Annotated in this window: 15 protein-coding genes; 12 read left to right on the top strand and 3 right to left on the bottom strand. The window is 69.4% G+C overall.

The window, feature by feature from the left end; all coding sequences use genetic code 11:
* Nucleotides 1–65 precede the first annotated feature (65 nt).
* Complete coding sequence (gene lplT, locus ACS5PN_RS10020) at nucleotides 66–1,355, top strand: lysophospholipid transporter LplT (RefSeq protein ID WP_439463810.1); 1,290 nt, start codon at nucleotides 66–68, stop codon at nucleotides 1,353–1,355.
* Nucleotides 1,356–1,371: 16 nt separating this feature from the next.
* Here lplT and ACS5PN_RS10015 read toward each other — a convergent pair whose 3' ends face one another.
* Nucleotides 1,372–2,334 carry a hypothetical protein gene (locus tag ACS5PN_RS10015; RefSeq protein ID WP_439463809.1) on the bottom strand — a complete coding sequence of 321 codons (963 nt, stop codon included), beginning with the start codon at nucleotides 2,332–2,334 and terminating at the stop codon, nucleotides 1,372–1,374.
* A gap of 157 nt (nucleotides 2,335–2,491) precedes the next feature.
* Between ACS5PN_RS10015 and ACS5PN_RS10010 the strand changes: the two genes are divergently transcribed.
* Nucleotides 2,492–2,980: a glutathione peroxidase gene (locus tag ACS5PN_RS10010; RefSeq protein WP_439463808.1), complete on the top strand. Its 489-nt coding sequence runs from the start codon at nucleotides 2,492–2,494 to the stop codon at nucleotides 2,978–2,980.
* Nucleotides 2,981–3,049: 69 nt separating this feature from the next.
* Here ACS5PN_RS10010 and ACS5PN_RS10005 read toward each other — a convergent pair whose 3' ends face one another.
* Nucleotides 3,050–3,709 (bottom strand): Crp/Fnr family transcriptional regulator, encoded by a 660-nt coding sequence (locus tag ACS5PN_RS10005; RefSeq protein ID WP_439463807.1) that lies wholly within the window; start codon nucleotides 3,707–3,709, stop codon nucleotides 3,050–3,052.
* A gap of 56 nt (nucleotides 3,710–3,765) precedes the next feature.
* On the opposite strand from ACS5PN_RS10005, the gene ACS5PN_RS10000 reads away from it, so the two are divergent.
* The 8 genes from ACS5PN_RS10000 to ACS5PN_RS09965 all read left to right on the top strand — a co-directional run bounded on the left by ACS5PN_RS10000 (nucleotide 3,766) and on the right by ACS5PN_RS09965 (nucleotide 11,222).
* The gene (locus ACS5PN_RS10000) at nucleotides 3,766–4,893 is read left to right on the top strand and encodes a DUF2332 family protein (protein WP_439463806.1); all 1,128 of its coding nucleotides are present in this window, start codon (nucleotides 3,766–3,768) and stop codon (nucleotides 4,891–4,893) included.
* 231 nt (nucleotides 4,894–5,124) lie between these two features.
* Nucleotides 5,125–5,907, top strand: coding sequence for a VWA domain-containing protein (locus ACS5PN_RS09995; protein WP_439463805.1), 783 nt, complete (start codon nucleotides 5,125–5,127; stop codon nucleotides 5,905–5,907).
* 98 nt (nucleotides 5,908–6,005) lie between these two features.
* Complete coding sequence (locus ACS5PN_RS09990; protein WP_439463804.1) at nucleotides 6,006–6,338, top strand: hypothetical protein; 333 nt, start codon at nucleotides 6,006–6,008, stop codon at nucleotides 6,336–6,338.
* 51 nt (nucleotides 6,339–6,389) lie between these two features.
* Nucleotides 6,390–7,586, top strand: coding sequence for an aromatic amino acid transaminase (locus tag ACS5PN_RS09985; protein ID WP_439463803.1), 1,197 nt, complete (start codon nucleotides 6,390–6,392; stop codon nucleotides 7,584–7,586).
* Between the two features lie 108 nt (nucleotides 7,587–7,694).
* Nucleotides 7,695–7,880: a hypothetical protein gene (locus ACS5PN_RS09980; RefSeq protein ID WP_439463802.1), complete on the top strand. Its 186-nt coding sequence runs from the start codon at nucleotides 7,695–7,697 to the stop codon at nucleotides 7,878–7,880.
* Nucleotides 7,881–8,011: 131 nt separating this feature from the next.
* A complete protein-coding gene (locus ACS5PN_RS09975) occupies nucleotides 8,012–9,256 on the top strand; it encodes a D-amino acid dehydrogenase (protein ID WP_439463801.1) in 1,245 nt (414 codons plus the stop codon).
* Nucleotides 9,253–10,341 carry a serine hydrolase gene (locus ACS5PN_RS09970; RefSeq protein WP_439463800.1) on the top strand — a complete coding sequence of 363 codons (1,089 nt, stop codon included), beginning with the start codon at nucleotides 9,253–9,255 and terminating at the stop codon, nucleotides 10,339–10,341. Before ACS5PN_RS09975 ends, ACS5PN_RS09970 begins: the two co-directional genes overlap by 4 nt.
* The gene (locus ACS5PN_RS09965) at nucleotides 10,320–11,222 is read left to right on the top strand and encodes a S66 peptidase family protein (RefSeq protein ID WP_439463799.1); all 903 of its coding nucleotides are present in this window, start codon (nucleotides 10,320–10,322) and stop codon (nucleotides 11,220–11,222) included. Before ACS5PN_RS09970 ends, ACS5PN_RS09965 begins: the two co-directional genes overlap by 22 nt.
* 55 nt (nucleotides 11,223–11,277) lie before the next feature.
* Here the strand turns inward: ACS5PN_RS09965 and ACS5PN_RS09960 are convergent, their stop codons facing one another.
* Entirely contained in the window at nucleotides 11,278–14,139 is a 2,862-nt protein-coding gene (locus ACS5PN_RS09960; RefSeq protein WP_439463798.1) for a TonB-dependent receptor plug domain-containing protein, read from the bottom strand.
* A gap of 200 nt (nucleotides 14,140–14,339) precedes the next feature.
* Between ACS5PN_RS09960 and ACS5PN_RS09955 the strand changes: the two genes are divergently transcribed.
* The gene (locus ACS5PN_RS09955; RefSeq protein WP_439463797.1) at nucleotides 14,340–15,269 is read left to right on the top strand and encodes an ornithine cyclodeaminase family protein; all 930 of its coding nucleotides are present in this window, start codon (nucleotides 14,340–14,342) and stop codon (nucleotides 15,267–15,269) included.
* Complete coding sequence (gene dacB / locus ACS5PN_RS09950) at nucleotides 15,269–16,687, top strand: D-alanyl-D-alanine carboxypeptidase/D-alanyl-D-alanine endopeptidase (protein ID WP_439465555.1); 1,419 nt, start codon at nucleotides 15,269–15,271, stop codon at nucleotides 16,685–16,687. Before ACS5PN_RS09955 ends, dacB begins: the two co-directional genes overlap by 1 nt.
* Nucleotides 16,688–16,699 lie beyond the last annotated feature (12 nt).

Genomic DNA, 16,699 nt, shown 5'->3' with positions numbered 1-16,699 from the left:
TATAAACCCGCGCCGCACCCGATCGGCAGCCTACTCAGAGACAGTTCAGGATTGCGCCTCGCCCGATGAAACGCGGTTTCTACACCATCATGTCGGCGCAGTTCTTCAGCTCTCTTGCTGATAACGCGCTGTTCGTCGCCGCCGTCGAGCTGTTGCGTTCCTCCGGCGCCGCCGAGTGGCAGCGCGCCGCCCTGGTGCCCATGTTCGCCCTGTTCTACGTCGTGCTGGCGCCTTTTGTCGGCGCCTTCGCCGACGCGGTACCCAAGGGCAAGGTCATGTTCTTCTCCAACAGCATCAAGGTGGTCGGCTGCCTGATGATGCTGTTCGGCGCCCATCCGCTGGCGGCCTACGCCATCGTCGGCCTCGGCGCGGCGGCCTACTCGCCGGCCAAGTACGGCATCCTGACCGAACTGCTGCCGCCGTCCCAGCTCGTCAAGGCCAATGGCTGGATCGAGGGCCTGACCATCACGTCCATCATCCTGGGCGTGCTGCTGGGCGGCCAGCTGATCGGCGACCGCGTCTCGCATCTGCTGCTGGCGATCGACATGCCGATGGTGGAAACCGGCATCGACACGCCGCCCGAGGCGGCCATCGCCAGCCTCGTCGGTTTGTATGTGCTGGCGGCCCTGTTCAATCTGCGCATCCCGCGCACCTCGGCGCCGCTGCAGCCCTTTGCGCACAGCTTCCTGGGCCTGGTGCGTGACTTCTCGGCCTGCAACAGCAAGCTCTGGCAAGACAAGCTGGGCCAGATCTCGCTGGCGACGACGACGTTGTTCTGGGGTGTCAGCGGCAATCTGCGCTACATCGTGCTGGCCTGGGCCGCGGCGGCCTTGGGCTATGGCACGACGCAGGCGTCGTCGCTGGTCGGTGTCGTCGCCATCGGCACGGCGGTCGGCGCCGTCGTCGCCTCGGCCTATTGCCGGCTCGACCGCGCCACCTCGGTCATTCCGCTGGGCATCGCGATGGGGCTGCTGGTCATCTTCATGAACCTGATCACCAACGTCTGGGTGGCGGCGCCTTTCCTGATCCTGCTGGGCGGCATCGGCGGCTATATGGTGGTGCCGATGAACGCGCTGCTGCAGCACCGCGGCCACAACCTGATGGGGGCCGGGCGCAGCATCGCGGTGCAGAACTTCAACGAGCAGGCCTGCATCCTCGGCCTGGGCGCCTTCTACACGGCCATGACGCGCTTTGGCATGTCGGCCTTCGGCGCCATCACCATCTTCGGCGTGGCCGTGGCCGGCACGATGTGGTGGGTCCGGCGCTGGCACCAGCGCAATCTGGTCGAGCACAAGGCCGAGGTCGAGCACCTGCTCGACCTGGCTCGCACCGACCACCTTCCCCAGGACCGCTGACCGGCCCTGGCCGGGATCAACTGGCGGAGCTGCTGCCGCGGCCCTTGCGGCCCGTGGGGACGGGGATCAGGTGCTTGCCCTCCAGCACCATCTCGATGGCCTCGCTCCAGGCGCGCGCGATCTTGAAGCAGCCGCTGTGGTTGAGGTGGATCTCGTTGTGCCAGTCGCCGCTGATACCGGTGGAACCGGGCGCGGCCAGTGCCAGAGGCACGGCGGTCGAGTCGAAGATGAAGAGGCCGGGGAAGGCCTCCTTGTCGGCCGCCATGCCCTTCAGCAGTAGGGCCAGGTGGAAGACCATCAGCCGGCTGACGGCGGCCCAGTCGGCCGCGGGCACGCCATAGGCCTTCAGGGCCGGATACAGCCAGGGGCCGCTGGCGCCCAGGTCGTCACCGCCCTCGGCGCCCGCGGGGCGCGGCATGGGCACGGCATAGCAGTGCATGAAGACCGGCTTGCCCGCCGACGCGCCCTGGTCGCGCAGGCTCAGCAGGTGCTTGACGTTGGCGCGCATGTACTCGGCATAGGTCGCCCAGCCGGGCTCGGAGAAGTAGCGCGCGACGCCGGCCGATGGCGGGCCCCATTCGGTCTGGCGGCGCAGCAGGCGCAGCTCCAGCGGGATGGGTTCGCCGTTCCAGTTCATGGCCGGCGTGCGTGCCGCGGCGATCAGGTCATTGCCGCCGACCGACAGCAGGATGCCGTCCCAGGTCGGCGCCTCGGGACCGGTCAGCAGGCGCACGAAGTCGGGGCTGGATTCCAGGTCCACCATGTGCGACAGCGCGTTGCCGGTGCCGGCGCAGTTCACGGCCGCCGTGTTGGACTTGAAAACCAGCTCCTGTAGCAGGTTGGCGTGGGCGTTGAGCTTGGCGCGCGCATTCGAGAACCACGAGTCCCCCTGGGCCAGCAGCTTCCAGCGGAAGGTACTGAAATCGGGCGGGGTGCGTCCGGCCAGATCGGCCGGGGTGAAGCAAGCCAGGTGATCCATGAAGGGGTTGATCCGAAGTTGCTGACCGTGCGGCGCCCCGTCGAGGCGGCGATCGAAGTTCGCGCGATTGGAAGGCCTGCCGCGCGGGCGGCGCCATGCTACAAACCCTCGGGGCCGCCCAGGGTTAGCATGGGCGTCCTTTCTAGGGAGGAAGCCCATGAGCGAGAGCGTCTTCGACTTCCAGGCCGTTTCCATCCGCGGCGAGCCGGCGGACCTGGCCTCACAGGCCGGCAAGGTGCTGCTCATCGTCAACACCGCCAGCGAATGCGGCTTCACGCCGCAGTTCAAGGGACTGGAGCAACTCTGGGAGGACTACGGGCCCAAAGGCCTGGTCGTCATCGGCTTCCCGAGCAATGAATTCGGTGGACAAGACCCCGGCAGCAACGACCAGATCGCGTCTTTTTGCGAGTTGAACTACGGTGTCAGCTTCCCCATGATGGCCAAGGTCAAGGTCAATGGCGCCGAAGCCCATCCGCTGTGGAAATTCCTGAAGAGCGAGAAGCCCGGCTTCCTGGGCACCGAGGTCATCAAGTGGAACTTCACCAAGTTCCTGATCGGCCGCGACGGTCAGGTCATCAAGCGCTATGCGCCCAATGACCCGCCGGACAAGCTGCGCGGTGACATCGAGGCCGCACTGGGGAGCTGAAGCCCCTCGCTCAGTCTCGCCCAGCGGGCCGGCTTGGGAGTAGCCCGGCGCACGGACCGCGATGCGCCATCACCCGCGATCTTGGCGCCACAGCCAGCGGCCGCGGCCGCGCCTGACCTGGCCGGCCTGCTCGGCGGCGCCCAGCAATTCGTTGGCCGTTTGTCGCGACACATGGGCCAACCGTGCCAGTTCGGCCTGCGTGGCCCGCACTTCCACCCAGCCTTTCCCGGCCGGCGCCCCGCGCTCCCGGGCCAGCTGGGCCAGGGCCAGCTCGAAGCGCTCCGCCGCGCCCTGGTGGCGGGCCGCCTGCAGCAGGCGCAGCGTGCCGTCGTAGCGGCGGGCAAACTCGGCCAGCAGCGCGCGCGCAAAGCCGGGCACCTCATCCATCAGCCGCGTGTAGGCCTCGCGGCCGAACACCAGCACCTCGCTGGGCCCGCGCGCGATGGCTTCGTATTCCGGGGGTTGGCCGGCGGCAAAGGCGGCCAGGCCGAACAGGCGCGGCGGGCCGACGTTCTCGATGACCGACACGGCGCCTTCGGCCGCGGTGAAGCGGGTCTCGATTTCGCCGGCTGCGACGGCATAGAAGGCCGTCGTCTTCTGGCCCTGCACGAACAGGCTGCGGCCGTCGGCCAGGCGTCGCCTCGTGATGACCGCGGCGATGTCGGCCGGCAGGGCGACGCCCGGGAAATGGGCCTCGAAGACGCGTTGCAGGGCGGATTCTTGCGGCATGCCGCATTGTCGGCTGGCCGACACAAGCCGCGGTGCCGCCTGCCTATGCTGGCTGCATGGAAAGTCTCCAAGACCTGTCGGCGCTGCTGACCCAGTTTGGCCGCGAGGGATGCAGCCAGGAACCTCTGTATGTCGCCCTGTGCGCTGTCGCCGCCGCGGACGACCGCGCCCTGGCGCTGCTGGCCGAGGCGCCGCCCGAGCAGCGCAAGGTCAACCTGCTGCTGGCCGCCCTGCACGAGCGCGTGCTGGCCGGCGCCGCGCCCGAGTTGGCCGCCTACTACCCCAGCGCCGGCGGCCACCGCCCGCCCGACGCCGGCCTGGCTGCCGCGCTGTCGGCCTGCCTGGCGCGCGAATGGCCGACGCTGCTGCACCATCTGCGCCACGGGGCAACCCAGACCAACGAGATTGCCCGCTGCGCCGCCATCCGCCCCGCGCTGGACGCGGCGGCGCGTGCCACGGGCGCCCGCCACCTTGCGCTGCTGGACCTGGGCTGCAGTGCTGGCCTCAATCTCGGTGTTGACCAGTACGTGCTGCGCTACCGCGGCGACGACGGCCGGGTTCACGAGCGCGGGCCGGCCGCCGACGGCCGGCGTGCCGAGATCGAGTCGCGTTGGGTGGGTGCGGCGCCGCTGCCCGAGGCTGCCGACTGGCGGCTGACGCTGCGCCACGGCCTGGACCCTGCCCCCGTCAATCCGGCCGATGCCGAGGGGCTGCGCTGGCTGCAGGCCTGCCTGTGGCCCCATGACGCCGCACGCCGCGAGCGCCTGGCGCGGGCAGCCGCCCAGGTCGCTGCCCTGCCCGTCAGCATCGTCCAGGCCGACGACTGCATCGCCGCCATCGAACCTTGGCTGGCCCGCCTGCCGGCCGGTGTGCAGCCGGTGCTGCTGACGAGCTGGGTGCTGTACTACTTCGGCGCGGCCGACCTGGCTCGGCTGCGCGCCACCGTCGACCGCCTGGCCCTCAGCCACGGCCTGGTGTGGATCTGCGGCGAGCTGCCGCATCTCAGCGCGCAGGACGTGGCCGCGCCCGCCTTGCCGGAACTGCCGCCGGGCGAGGTCGCTTCGTCAGCCACGCTGTGGACGCTGCGTCGCGCCGCGGCGGGCAGGCCCCTGGAGCAAGCCCTCGGTTGGTCTCATCCCCATGGCCGTTGGGTGGCTTGGGCGGCGGCCTGTTTGCACCCCTAGTACTAGGGGCGTAGCTTGCAAATTAGGGATGTCGGGATACTTTGCAGTTTGTAAAGCGGCGTGTTGAGGTATTGATTCAAGTGTTTGATTTGTATGGATTTTGTTGATTGGCACGGTGCCTGCTTAGGTGCGGCGACCGGATTGCGGATTCGTCATGGGCGGCTCCAAGAACGTCAGGGGGGATTTCCTCAATACCGGCAAGACATTCCTCAACTTTTCAACGAGCAGCCTATGTCCATCATTTCCCGCTTCATGCGTGGCGCCCTGGCCTCCCTGGCCCTGGCTACCGCCACCTTCTCCGCTTCTGCGGCCCCCACCACCCAGCTCGGCTTCCTGATCGACGCCTCCGGCAGCATCGGTTCGAGCAACTTCCAGACCATGCGCCAAGGCTATGCCGCCGCGCTGGCCGGCCTGCCGACCGACGGCAGCATCGAAGTCACCATCTACACCTTCTCCTCCGGCACCACGCAAGTCGTGGCCCCGACGGTCGTGACCGGTGGCAGCCTGGCCGGCATCATTGCCGCCGTCAACGCCATGGCCTACCCCGGCAGCACGACCAACACGTCGGCCGGCATCGACGCCATCACGCGCGCCATGATCGGTTCGTCCAACTACAGCGCTGGCCTGAACTCCATCATCAACATCGCCACCGACGGCGTGCCTGATTCGCAGTCGGCCGCCCTGACCTCCGCGGTCAACTCGCACAACGCCGGCATCGACGCGATGACCGCCGAAGCCATCGGCAGCGTGGACATCACCTTCCTGAAGAGCCTGGTGTTCTCGCCGGTGACCGGTCCTTGCGCCGGCTGCGGCGTCGAAGTGACCAACCCGAACAACCCGATGACCAACACGCCCTGGATCCTGCGCGTCAGCCAGTTCAGCGACTTCCCCGTCGCCATCAACGCCAAGGTGCAGGCCATCATCGTGAACCACGTGCCGGAACCCGCCTCCGTCGCCCTGGTCGTCATGGCCCTGGGCCTGGCTGGCGTGAGCCGCCGCAGCCGCAAGGCCTGAGCAGCCTTCGTCCGTCGTTTCGACGGATGATCGAGACCGGCCTCTGGCCGGTCTTTTTCATGGGCGCTTCGCGCCGTTCCTGCCACCGAAAGTTCTTCATGCCAAATATCGTCTTGCGCACGCTGGCCATCGGCCTGCTGGGCCTGATCTCCGCCGGCGCCCATGCCGACTGCAAAACCAAGGATCGCAGCGAGCTGGTGGCCGTGGTGCTGTGCAGTGCCAACACCGACCTGGCAGGCCTCAAGGCCGCGGGCGCGGCGGCCTGCAAGGACAAGCAGGTCTGCAATGCCTGGATCTGGGAGGACGCCAGCAAGCTGCCGCCCAAGGCACCCGAGGCCGACAAGGACCTGCCCAAGAGTTCCAGCGGCGCGGCGCGCGCCATCTGGATCAACGACGCCCAGCATCTGATGGAGTTGCGCAAAGCGCGCTGAGGGGGTAATCGGCGGCCCGGATAATCGCGGCTCCCCAACGGAGTCAGCCCCATGTTCGAGCACGTCGACGCCTATGCCGGCGATCCCATCCTGAGCCTCAACGAGGCCTTCCAGAAGGATCCTCGCGCCGGCAAGATCAATCTGTCCATCGGCATCTATTTCGACAACGATGGCCGCATCCCCATGCTGCCCTCGGTGCGAGCCGCCGAATTGGCCGTTGTCGAGGCCGCCGGTGCGCGGCCCTATCTGCCCATGGAAGGCGCCGCCAACTTCCGCAGCGCCGTGCAGGTCCTGCTGTTCGGCGCCGAGCATCCCGCCATTGCCGCCGGCCGCATCGCCACCATCCAGGGCGTCGGCTCCAGCGGCGGTCTCAAGGTCGGCGCCGACTTGCTGAAGCGTTATTTCCCGGACAGCAAGATCTATATGTCCGACCCGACCTGGGACAACCACCGCGCCGTCTTCGAGGGCTCGGGCCACAGCTGCGAGACCTACCCCTACTACGACCCGGCCACCGGCGGCGTGCGCTTTGACGACCTGCTGGCGGCCTTCAAGGCCTTGCCCACCCGCAGCGTCGTGCTGATGCACGCCTGCTGCCATAACCCCACCGGCGTCGACCTGACGCAGGACCAGTGGCGCGCGCTGGTGCCCATCATCCGTGAACGCCAGCTGCTGCCCTTCCTGGACCTGGCCTACCAGGGCTATGGCGACGGCATCGTTGAAGACGCCTTCGCGCCGCGCCTGCTGGCCGACGAGGGCCTGAGCTTCCTGATCGCCAACAGCTTCTCCAAGAGCATGAGCCTGTATGGCGAGCGCTGCGGTGGCCTGAGCGTCGTCTGCCCGGACGCCGACCAGGCGGCACGCGTGCTGGGTCAGATGAAGTTCATGATCCGCCGCAACTACTCCAACCCGCCCATGCACGGCGGCCAGATCGTCGCCAAGGTGCTGACCGATCCCAAGCTGCGCGCCCTGTGGGAGGCCGAGGTCAAGGAGATGCGCGAGCGCATCCAGTCCATGCGCCGCCAGCTGCACGATGTGCTGGTTGCCAAGCTGCCCGGCCGCAACTTCGACTATTTCCTGACCCAGCGCGGCATGTTCAGCTACACCGGCCTGACGGCCGAGCAGGCGGAACGGCTGAAAACCGAGTTCGGCGTCTACATCCTGCGCTCCGGCCGCATGTGCGTGGCCGGGCTCAACACCCGCAACGTCGAAGCAACGGCGGAAGCCATGGCGGCGGTGCTGGCGGGCTGAGCCAGCCATGCGTCGGCGCGCAGGGACCGCGCCGACTGCGCCATTGAATACCCCAATGCACTCACCGCGCTGATCCACAACCGGCCGGAGGTGCAGGGCCTGGTCACCGTGCCGATCAAGGGGGCCACCGACCCGGTGGTCAGTGGCGTGGCCTGCCCGCGCACACCCTGGGGCCTGGCGGCCATGCTGCGTGAAGGCCTGCTGGCGCAGATGCCGAGCGATGTCGCGCGCCAGTACCGGCAGGAGATCGACGCCTTCTTCAGCCTGAGCAGCCAACCCACGCCCGAGCTTTGACGCCTGCGCCGCCGCCTCGCCCTGGCCATCTCCGCGATGCCCGTGGGTTATGGGTGGCGCCCTGGCTTTCATTGGCGAGAGGCCAGGCCCTCTCTTAACCTGCCGCGCAACTCAAGGGTCTCGCGGACAGGATGAAGCATTGCGTGGTGATTGGCGGTGGCGTGGTGGGCCTGACCACCGCGTGGGCACTGCTGGAAAGAGGCCATGCCGTCACCCTCGTCGAACGCGACGGCGAGGTGGCCCAGGGCGCCAGCCGGGCCAATGGCGGCCAACTCAGTTATCGCTATGTGTCGCCGCTGGCCGACGCCGGCGTGCCGCTGAAGGCGCTGCGCTGGCTGCTCGACCCCGACGGCCCGCTGCGCTTCAAGCCCGAGGCGAGCTGGGCGCAATGGTCCTGGCTGATCGCCTTCCTGCGCAACTGCCGCGGGCCGGTGAACCGCCGCACCACTGAGAGGCTGCTGGCCCTGGGCGCCTACAGCCAGGCCTCCTTCGCGCGGCTGCAGCGCGAAGCCCAGCTGGGTGACAGCATCGCGCTGCGCTCCCCGGGCAAGCTGGTCGTCTACCGCAAGCCGGCGGAGTTCGCACGCGTTGCCGCCCGCGTGAAGGGCAGCGGCACCGAGCAGGCCCTGTCGCATGACGATTGCGTGGCGCTGGAGCCGGCGCTGTCCGACACCGAAGCCACGCTGGCCGGCGGCATCTTCACGCCCGGCGAGGCCGTGGCCGACTGCCATGCCTTCTGCACGGCGCTGTACCAGCGCCTCAGCCAGAACGAACGCTTCCGCGGCCGGCTCGCCGCCTGCGTGGAGGGCCTGCAGCTCGACGGCCAGGGCAGCGTGCTGGGCGTGCGCACCGACCTGGGCAGTTTCGCCGCCGATGCGGTCATCCTCGCCGCCGGACTGCACAGCCGCGCGCTCGCGGCCAGCGCCGGCGTCGAGCTGCCGATCTATCCGCTCAAGGGCTACAGCCTGACCGCGCCCATCAACGGCGTGCACCGGCCGCCTGAGGTCAGCGTGACCGACTTCGAGAAGAAGATCCTCTACGCCCGCATCGGCCAGGAGCTGCGCATCGCGGCCATGGTCGACCTCGTCGGCGACGACCTCAGCCTGGACGCCGGCCGCCTGGCCTCGCTGCAGCGCTCGGTGCGCGCCACCTTCCCGCATGCCGCCGACTACGACCGCGCCACGCCCTGGGCCGGGCTGCGTCCGGCCACCCCGAGCGGCGCACCCATCCTCGGCGCCAGCGGTGTGCCCGGCCTGTGGCTCAATGTCGGCCATGGTGCCCTGGGTTTCACGTTCTCCTTCGCGACAGCCAATATCGTGGCTGAACTCGTGTCTGGCCGCGCCAGCCCGTTGCCGCTGGAAGGCTTGACGCTGTGACCGACGACGCTCTCGCCCAGGCCCTGCTGGCCCTCGTCCGCGCCCAGCATTTCGAGCAGACGGCCGACGGCCTGCGCGGCGGCGAGCCGCTGGATGCGCCGCCCAGCATCGACCTCGCCGTGGCCGTCTTCCCGCGCGGCGGCGCGGCGCCGGTCTGCGCCAATGTGCTGTTCTCGCGCGAGCTCCGCCAAGGCCTGGTGGCGCGCTTCGACCCCGTGAGCAGTGCTGTCGCCAACGTCGCTTTCCACGCCGACGTGCGCGATGACAAGGGCGATTCCTACGCCTGGCTGCCGGGTGCCGACTGGAGCCGCATCGCCTTCCCCGCCTGGTTCGGCCAGGGCCCGCGCTTCGTCGCGCCCTATCCGGCGTCGCTGCTGAAGATGATGGTGGCCATCGGTGTCGGCCAACTCGTCGACGCCGGTCGCAGCGACTGGGCCCTGCCGCTGGCCTACCAGGGCAAGACGCGGCCGGTCGCCGACTGGCTGTTCGACATGATCACCGTCAGCAGCAATGAGGCAACTTCGGCCCTGGTCGCGCACCTGCACGAGCGCGGCGCCATCCGGCGCGAAGGCGGGCGCGAGGTGCACAACGAGATGCACGAGGTCTTCAAGGCCGCCGGCCTGTCCGGCCTGATGATCGCCAACACGCAGGCCGATGGCGGCTGGGGCAATGGCGCCGGCTCGGGTGTCGGCCAGATCCAGATGACGGCCTGGGATGCGCTGCGGCTGATGTGGCGGCTGGACGCGGATGCGCCGGCCGTGCCTCCTCTCGTCAGCCCCGCCAGCCGCGACGTCATTCGCCATGCGCTGGACGCACAGAAGCTGCACCACAACCTCAGCAGCGAATCTCTGCGGGCACTGCCCGGCTGGGTGCCAGGCATTCCGGCGCGCTTTGCGCACAAGACCGGCAACACGCAGAACTACACCAGCGATGCCGGCATCGTGCATGACGGTGAGTTGCACTATCTGATCGCGATCACGACCAGCCTCGGCATGCGCTATGCGCCCCATCCCGACGCCTCGACGACCTGGAAGGTGCCGGCCCTGGGGGCTGCGGTGCACGCATGGCTGAAAACGAATTCCTGATCCCGCCGCTGCGCCCCGGCGCCAGCATCGCCGTCATCGCGCCGGCCGGGCCGCCCAAGCCGGGGCGGCTCGATCCCGTCGAAGGTTGGCTGCGCGAGCGCGGCTATGAACCGCATCTGCTGCCGAGCTGCTTTGGCCCCCCGCCGCTGGACTTCCTGGCCGCGCCCGACATCGTGCGCCTGGCCGATGTGCACATGGCCTTTGGCGACCCGCAGTTCGACGCGGTGCTGGCCCTGCGCGGTGGCTCGGGCTGCATCCGGCTGATGGATGGCATCGACCTCGGCCTGCTGGCGCACACGCGCAAGCTGCTGATCGGCTACAGCGACCTGACCGTGCTGCATGCGCTGCGCACCCAGGCCGGCATTCCCTCGCTGCACGCGCCCATGCCGGCCAGCGACTGGGGGTTGCCCGGCGCCGAGGCCGACACCGGGGCGCTGTTCGAGTGCCTGGCGCGCGGCTGGCGTGTCGGTGATGTCGTCGGCCAGGCGGTGCCGCATGCGCTCAGCCATGGCGGCCGTGCGCGCGGGCAGCTCATCGGCGGCAATCTCGCGATGTTCTGTGCCCTGCTGGGCACGCCCTATCTGCCCGACGTAGAAGGCACGCTGCTCTTCATCGAGGACATCAGCGAAGAGCCCTACCGCGTCGATCGCATGCTGAGCCAGCTGCGCCTCGCGGGCGTGCTGGACCGCATTGCCGGCTTGCTGGTCGGCAGCTTCAGCGGCGCCGAAAGCCCGGATGCGGTGCTGGCGGATCACCTGCCCCAACTGCGCTGCCCCGTGCTGGCCGGCTGGCCTTCGGGCCACGGCCAGCCCAACCGGCCCTTGCCGCTGGGCGTGAGGGCCGAGATGGACGTGGCTGCCGCAACCCTGACGCTCGTCTGAAAAAAAGCCCCGCCGGAGCGGGGCTGGGAAACCGGCTTCTGAAGCCGGCAGGGAGTTACCAAAACTTGTAGTTCACCGTGAACTGGTAGGCGCGGCCGCGCGGGTCGGCCACGCGCGGCTCCCACGAGCTGCCGGCGCCGGTGTTGCCGTCGTAGGCGGCCGAGAACGGCGGGTCGTCGTTCAGCAAGTTCTTGATGCCGAAGGTCAGGCCCAGGTTCTTGATGCCGGTGTAGGTGAGGCTGGTGTTGTAGGTGATGTACTTGGAGACGTTGGGGCTCCAGTTCGGTGGCGTGACGCTGCCGTTGGCCACGCCGGGCAGGACGGCGTCCTTGTAGCCGGCGCGCCAGAGCTGCTGGAACATGCCGCTCCAGTCGCCCTCGGCGTAGATCACGGTCATCGCATGCTTCCAGCGCAGGCCCAGGTCGCCGGCGCGCGTGAAGACGCCGATCTCGCTGGCGCCCATCGGGGCGCTGGTGATCAGGCGCGAACGCTTGTCGAGCAGATAGCTGCCCTCCAGCGAGCCGGTCAGGCGGCCGGCGCCGAGCGCGGTCGAGGCGCGCAGCGACACGTCCACGCCCTTGGTGATGGTTTCGCCGGCGTTGACGTTGCGGTTGTCGATGGCCTGCAGCGTGCCGCTGCCGTCGCGCAGGAAGTTCTCCGGGAACAGGGTGTAGTTCTTGAGCAGGTCAGCCAGCGCGATGGCCTGGATGGTGCCGGTCTTGCGGATCTGCCACCAGTCGGAGCCCAGGGCCACGTCGGCGGCCGGCGACCAGACAAAGCCCCAGGTCCACTGCTTGCTTCTCTCGGGACCCAGCGTCGGCTTGCCGCCGGTCAGGATGACGGGGGTGATGGAATCGCAGCCCGCCTTGGTCGGGTCGACGACACCGCCCGCGCACTTGCCCGGGTCGACCAGGTCCTTGCCGGCATAGGTGGACTCGGTGATGCCGTTGAAGAGCTGGTTGAAGGTCGGTACGCGGAAGCCCCGGCTGGTGGACGCGCGCACCAGCAGTTGCTCGAAGGGCTGGTAGCGCAGCGAGAACTTCGGGTTGGTGGTGCCACCGAAGCCGGTGTAGCTGTCGTGACGGACGGCGGCGCTGGCCTCGAAGTTCTTGAACACCGGCACCAGCACTTCGCCGAACACGGCCTTGATGTCACGCTTGACGGTGTCCAGCGTGTTCACGCTGTCGAAGGGCGCGTTGAAGATGGCCGACTGGGTGGCGAGGTCGGTGGCGTTGCCGTTGAACTTGTACTGCTCCTTGCGGATGTCGCCGCCGATGGCGGCCATCACGTCGCCGGCCGGCAGCTTGAAGACCGGGCCGCTGGCCGTGAAGTCGGCCTGGCGCAGCGTGAACTTGCCGCCGTACAGGGTCACGCCGTCGGCGCGCACGCCGTCCAGCGCCGTCATCGCGGCGGCGGTCTGGCTGCCGTCCGCCGAGAAGGGGTTCAGCGTGCCGTTGTTGATCAGGGCCGCGAAGGGCTTGCCGTAGAAATAGCCGTGCGTGAGCAGCGAGGTGGTGTCGCTGGTGGCCTGGGAGGCGCCGGTCTTGTAGTCCCAGCCGCCGAACAGCGGGCCCTCGGCGCCGACCAGCACGCGCTGCGTGTCGGCCGTGGTCTCGATCTCGCGGTTGCCGCAGGGCATGCAGCGCCAGCGCATCGCCAGCGGCAGGCCGCGGTTGGCGGCCAGCGTCGGGAAGGTGGCCACCAGCGCGTTGAACACCGAGTCGTAGGCCGCGCCGGTGCTGGGGTAGGCCAGGTTGAAGAAGGGGCTGGTCGCGGACGTCGAGCTGGAGATCTGGTTGGCCGAGAAGCTCTTGTCGCTCACCACGTGGGCGCCGACATACTCGGCAAACACCTGGTGCTCGCCCAGGGCAAGCGTGCCCCGCAGCACGGCGTTGGTGGACTTGACCGGCTGCTGGATGACGGCGGCGCGGCCGGTGTCCCAGGCGCAGCCCCACTTGGCGTTCGGCGTGGCCCACAGCACCTCGTCGTAGGCGGCCTGGCCGGGCACGGACGAGCAGCCGGCCTGGCCGGGCAGGTCCAGCACATTGATGCCGTTCATGGCCACCGTGGTACCCGGCTGGATGGGGCCGGTGCTGCGGCCGGTGGTGTTGAGGTTGTCGCGGCTCAGCGCGTTGTAGAGGCTGGAGATGGCGAAGACGGTGGCATAGGGCGTGCCGCGCGTGTCCACCGACAGGCCGCGGTCGGGCTGGAAGGTGTTGACGAAGTCGCGCTGGTCGCCGCGCAGCATCTTGGCGTCGCTGAAAGACAGCGAGGCCAGCACATTGAACTTGTCCTTCTCGATGTTGCCGAAGCCGCCGGTCAGCTGCACACGGCTGATGGCGCCGCCGCCGGCCTGGGTCACGTCGGTGAAGGCCTGGGCCTCCAGGCCGGCGTAGTCCTTGCGCAGGATGAAGTTGATGACGCCGCCGATGGCGTCGGTGCCGTAGATGGCCGAGGCACCGTCCTTCAGGATTTCGACGCGCTCGATGGCCGCGAACGGGATCTGCTGCAGGTCGACGACGCCGCCGTTCAGGCCGTGGGCGGCGACGCGGCGGCCGTTGAGCAGGATCAGCGTGCTGGCGGCGCCCTGGCCGCGCAGGTTGGCGGACGAGGCGCCGTTGTTGCCCCGGGCCTGGCCGGCCACCACGTCGGCGTTGGAGGCCAGGTTGTCCAGGCCGTTGCCGTTGACGCTGAGCGTCGCGATCAGCTGCTCGGCCGACACGATGCCCTGGCGCTCGATGTCCTTGCGTGAGATGACCTGGAGGGGCAGGGCGCCTTCATCCTTGATGCGCTTGATGCTGGAACCCGTCACTTCGACGCGCTCCAGCTTGGCCCCATCGTTCTGAGCCAGCGCGGTGCCGGCATGGGCGGCCAGGCCGATAACGGCCAATTGGGCGACCAGACGATTCAACTTCATCTCAACGACTCCTCATGTGATTCGATTGCGGCCGATGTTCGCCGTCGCGCGCAGGCCCGCCCAGGGGGCGGCACCCCAGGTGTTGCGCGGTTTTCAATGAATGCTTGTGCGGCGCACATAACCTGCGGGAATGCGTGTCCGTCTGAAAGCACGCCACCGGTGCGCGGCAGCCCCTCTACAGTGCCGGCGGAGGTTTTTTCATGCGATTGATCACCGAGGCCGAAGTCGCGGCCACGCTGGACCCGGACAGCGCCGTCGCGGCCTTGCGAGCCGCTTTTGCCCAGCACGGCCGCGGTCAGGCCCAGGTGCTGGCACGCCACCGCGCCACGACCCACCACGAGGGCGCCGCCCTGGCCATCAGCGCCATGGGGGCCATCCTGGGCACCGATGGCGAACTGCCCGCCGTCCTGGGCACCAAGGTCTATTCGGCGCGCAACGGCAAATACAACTTCCTTGTCAGCCTGTTCTCGGCCGACACCGGCGCCGCCCTGGCGACGCTGGAGGCCAACGAGTTCACCCGGCTGCGCACCGCTGCGGCCAGCGCCGTGGCGGCCGACCTGCTGGCCCTGCCCGACGTGAAGACGCTGGCCGTCTTCGGTGCCGGCATCCAGGGGCAGGCCCATGCCGAGGCGCTGGTGCGGGTGCGCCGCTTCGAGCGAATCCTCGTCTGCGCGCGTTCGGGCGGCGAGGCCTTTGCCGCCGATCTGCAGGCGAGCCTCGGCCTGCCGGTCCAGGCCGTCGATGCGGTCACCGCCGCCAGCGAAGGCGACATCATCGTGACGGCCACACGCTCCGCGACGCCGCTGTTCGATGGCGCGCTGGTCAAGCCCGGCGCCTTTGTCGCCGCGGTGGGCTCCAGCACGGCCTCGGCGCGGGAGCTGGACGACGCCTTGCTGGCGCGTGCCGCCCTCATCGCCGTGGAGTGGCACACCGCCGCCCAGCAGGAAGCGGGCGACCTCGTCCAGGCCGGACCTGGCGTCATCAGCGAGCGCGTCGTCGAACTGGGCGAGTTGCTCGTCAGCCCGCGGCCGCGTGGCACCCAGGACATCGTCGTCTACAAGAGCGTCGGCATCGGCCTGGAGGATGTGGCCCTGGCCCGCTTGGTGGCCCATCGCCTGGGGGCGTGCTGATGGTGCGCTTCGCCTTGCTGACCGCCGCCCTGCTGCTCGCGGGCTGCGCAACGACCGCCGTCCCCGACCCCGTCCAGGCGGCGCTGGACAAGGCCGGCTTGCCGGCCGACAGCCTGGGCTTTGTGCTGCAGCCGCTGGACGGTTCGCGTCCGGCGCTGCAGCGTCGCGCCGACGCCGCAATGGCACCGGCCTCGACGATGAAGCTGGTCACGGCCACGGTGGCCCTGGACCAGCTCGGCATCAACCATCGCGGCCGCACCGAGCTGCTGGCGGCGTCGGCGCCGATCAACGGGATCATTCAGGGCCCGCTGATCCTGCGCGGCGGCGCCGACCCCGATCTCGACTGGCCGGCGCTGTGGTGGCTGCTGCGCCAGCTGCGCGAGAGCGGCGTTCGCGAGATCCGTGGCGGCCTCGTCGTCGACCGCACGCTGTTCCAGCCCACGCGCTTCGACATCGGCCTGCCGCCCTTCGACGAGGCGCCGGAGTTCGACTACAACGTCATTCCCGACGCCCTGCACCTGAACGGCAGCCTGCTGGACTTCGAGCTGCAGGCCGCGGCCGACGGTGTCACGGCGCGCCCGCTGCCGGCCCTGACCGGGCTCAGCGTGGACGCGAGCGCGATGACGCTGTCCTCGCGGCCGTGCAAGGACTGGGACGAGTACTGGAAGCCCGCCCTCGTGCAGCCCGCTGGCGACGGCTGGGCGCTGAAGCTGCAGGGGGCCTTCCCGGCGAATTGCAGCCAGCGCGCGCCGCTGCAGATCGTCGACCGGCAGTGGCTGGTCACCCATGCCGTGCGTCAGCTCTGGGGCGAGCTGGGCGGCCGCATGGGGCCGGGCGATACGCAAGGCGCCGCGCCGGCCGGCGCCGTCGTGCTGGCCACCCACCGCGGCCGGCCGCTGGCCGAGGTGCTGCGCGGCGTCATGAAGCGCAGCGACAACGCGCTGACCCGCCTCATCTATCTGCAGCTGGGCGCCCAGGCGGCACAGCCGGGCGAGGCGACGCTGGCGGCGTCCGAGCGTGTCGTGCGCGACTGGCTGAAGGGGCATGGCGTCGACACGGCCGCCCTGGTGCTGGACAACGGCTCGGGCCTGTCGCGCAGCGAGCGTGTCAGCCCGGCCCTGCTGGCCGGCGTGCTGCGCGCGGGACAGCGTGGCGACCACGCGCCGGAGCTGCTGGGTACCCTGCCGATTGCCGGCGTCGACGGCACGCTGTCGCGGCGGCTGAAGGACGGCCCTGCCGCCGGCCAGGCACGGCTCAAGACCGGCACCCTGCGCGACGCGGTCGGCCTGGCCGGCTTCGTGCCGGATGCCCAGGGCCGACCCTGGGTCTTCGTGGCCCTGCTCAACGACCCGGACGCCGCGCGCAAGGGCCGGCCGGTGCTGGACGCCCTTGTGAACTGGGTGGCGACCCAGCGTTGATCGCCTATCCTC

It is taken from the genome of Roseateles sp. NT4 (assembly GCF_051857475.1).
Lineage (GTDB): Bacteria > Pseudomonadota > Gammaproteobacteria > Burkholderiales > Burkholderiaceae_C > Pelomonas.
The sequence above is the reverse complement of the archived record's forward strand: the minus strand, read 5'-3'. Positions and strand labels throughout refer to the sequence as shown.

Bases quoted from the DNA above. Each gene is read 5' to 3' on its own strand.
- lplT (WP_439463810.1), top strand. From the start codon at position 66: ATGAAACGCGGTTTCTACACCATCATGTCGGCGCAGTTCTTCAGCTCT.
- ACS5PN_RS10015 (WP_439463809.1), bottom strand. From the start codon at position 2,334: ATGGATCACCTGGCTTGCTTCACCCCGGCCGATCTGGCCGGACGCACC.
- ACS5PN_RS10010 (WP_439463808.1), top strand. From the start codon at position 2,492: ATGAGCGAGAGCGTCTTCGACTTCCAGGCCGTTTCCATCCGCGGCGAG.
- ACS5PN_RS10005 (WP_439463807.1), bottom strand. From the start codon at position 3,709: ATGCCGCAAGAATCCGCCCTGCAACGCGTCTTCGAGGCCCATTTCCCG.
- ACS5PN_RS10000 (WP_439463806.1), top strand. From the start codon at position 3,766: ATGGAAAGTCTCCAAGACCTGTCGGCGCTGCTGACCCAGTTTGGCCGC.
- ACS5PN_RS09995 (WP_439463805.1), top strand. From the start codon at position 5,125: ATGTCCATCATTTCCCGCTTCATGCGTGGCGCCCTGGCCTCCCTGGCC.
- ACS5PN_RS09990 (WP_439463804.1), top strand. From the start codon at position 6,006: ATGCCAAATATCGTCTTGCGCACGCTGGCCATCGGCCTGCTGGGCCTG.
- ACS5PN_RS09985 (WP_439463803.1), top strand. From the start codon at position 6,390: ATGTTCGAGCACGTCGACGCCTATGCCGGCGATCCCATCCTGAGCCTC.
- ACS5PN_RS09975 (WP_439463801.1), top strand. From the start codon at position 8,012: ATGAAGCATTGCGTGGTGATTGGCGGTGGCGTGGTGGGCCTGACCACC.
- ACS5PN_RS09965 (WP_439463799.1), top strand. From the start codon at position 10,320: ATGGCTGAAAACGAATTCCTGATCCCGCCGCTGCGCCCCGGCGCCAGC.
- ACS5PN_RS09960 (WP_439463798.1), bottom strand. From the start codon at position 14,139: ATGAAGTTGAATCGTCTGGTCGCCCAATTGGCCGTTATCGGCCTGGCC.
- ACS5PN_RS09955 (WP_439463797.1), top strand. From the start codon at position 14,340: ATGCGATTGATCACCGAGGCCGAAGTCGCGGCCACGCTGGACCCGGAC.
- dacB (WP_439465555.1), top strand. From the start codon at position 15,269: ATGGTGCGCTTCGCCTTGCTGACCGCCGCCCTGCTGCTCGCGGGCTGC.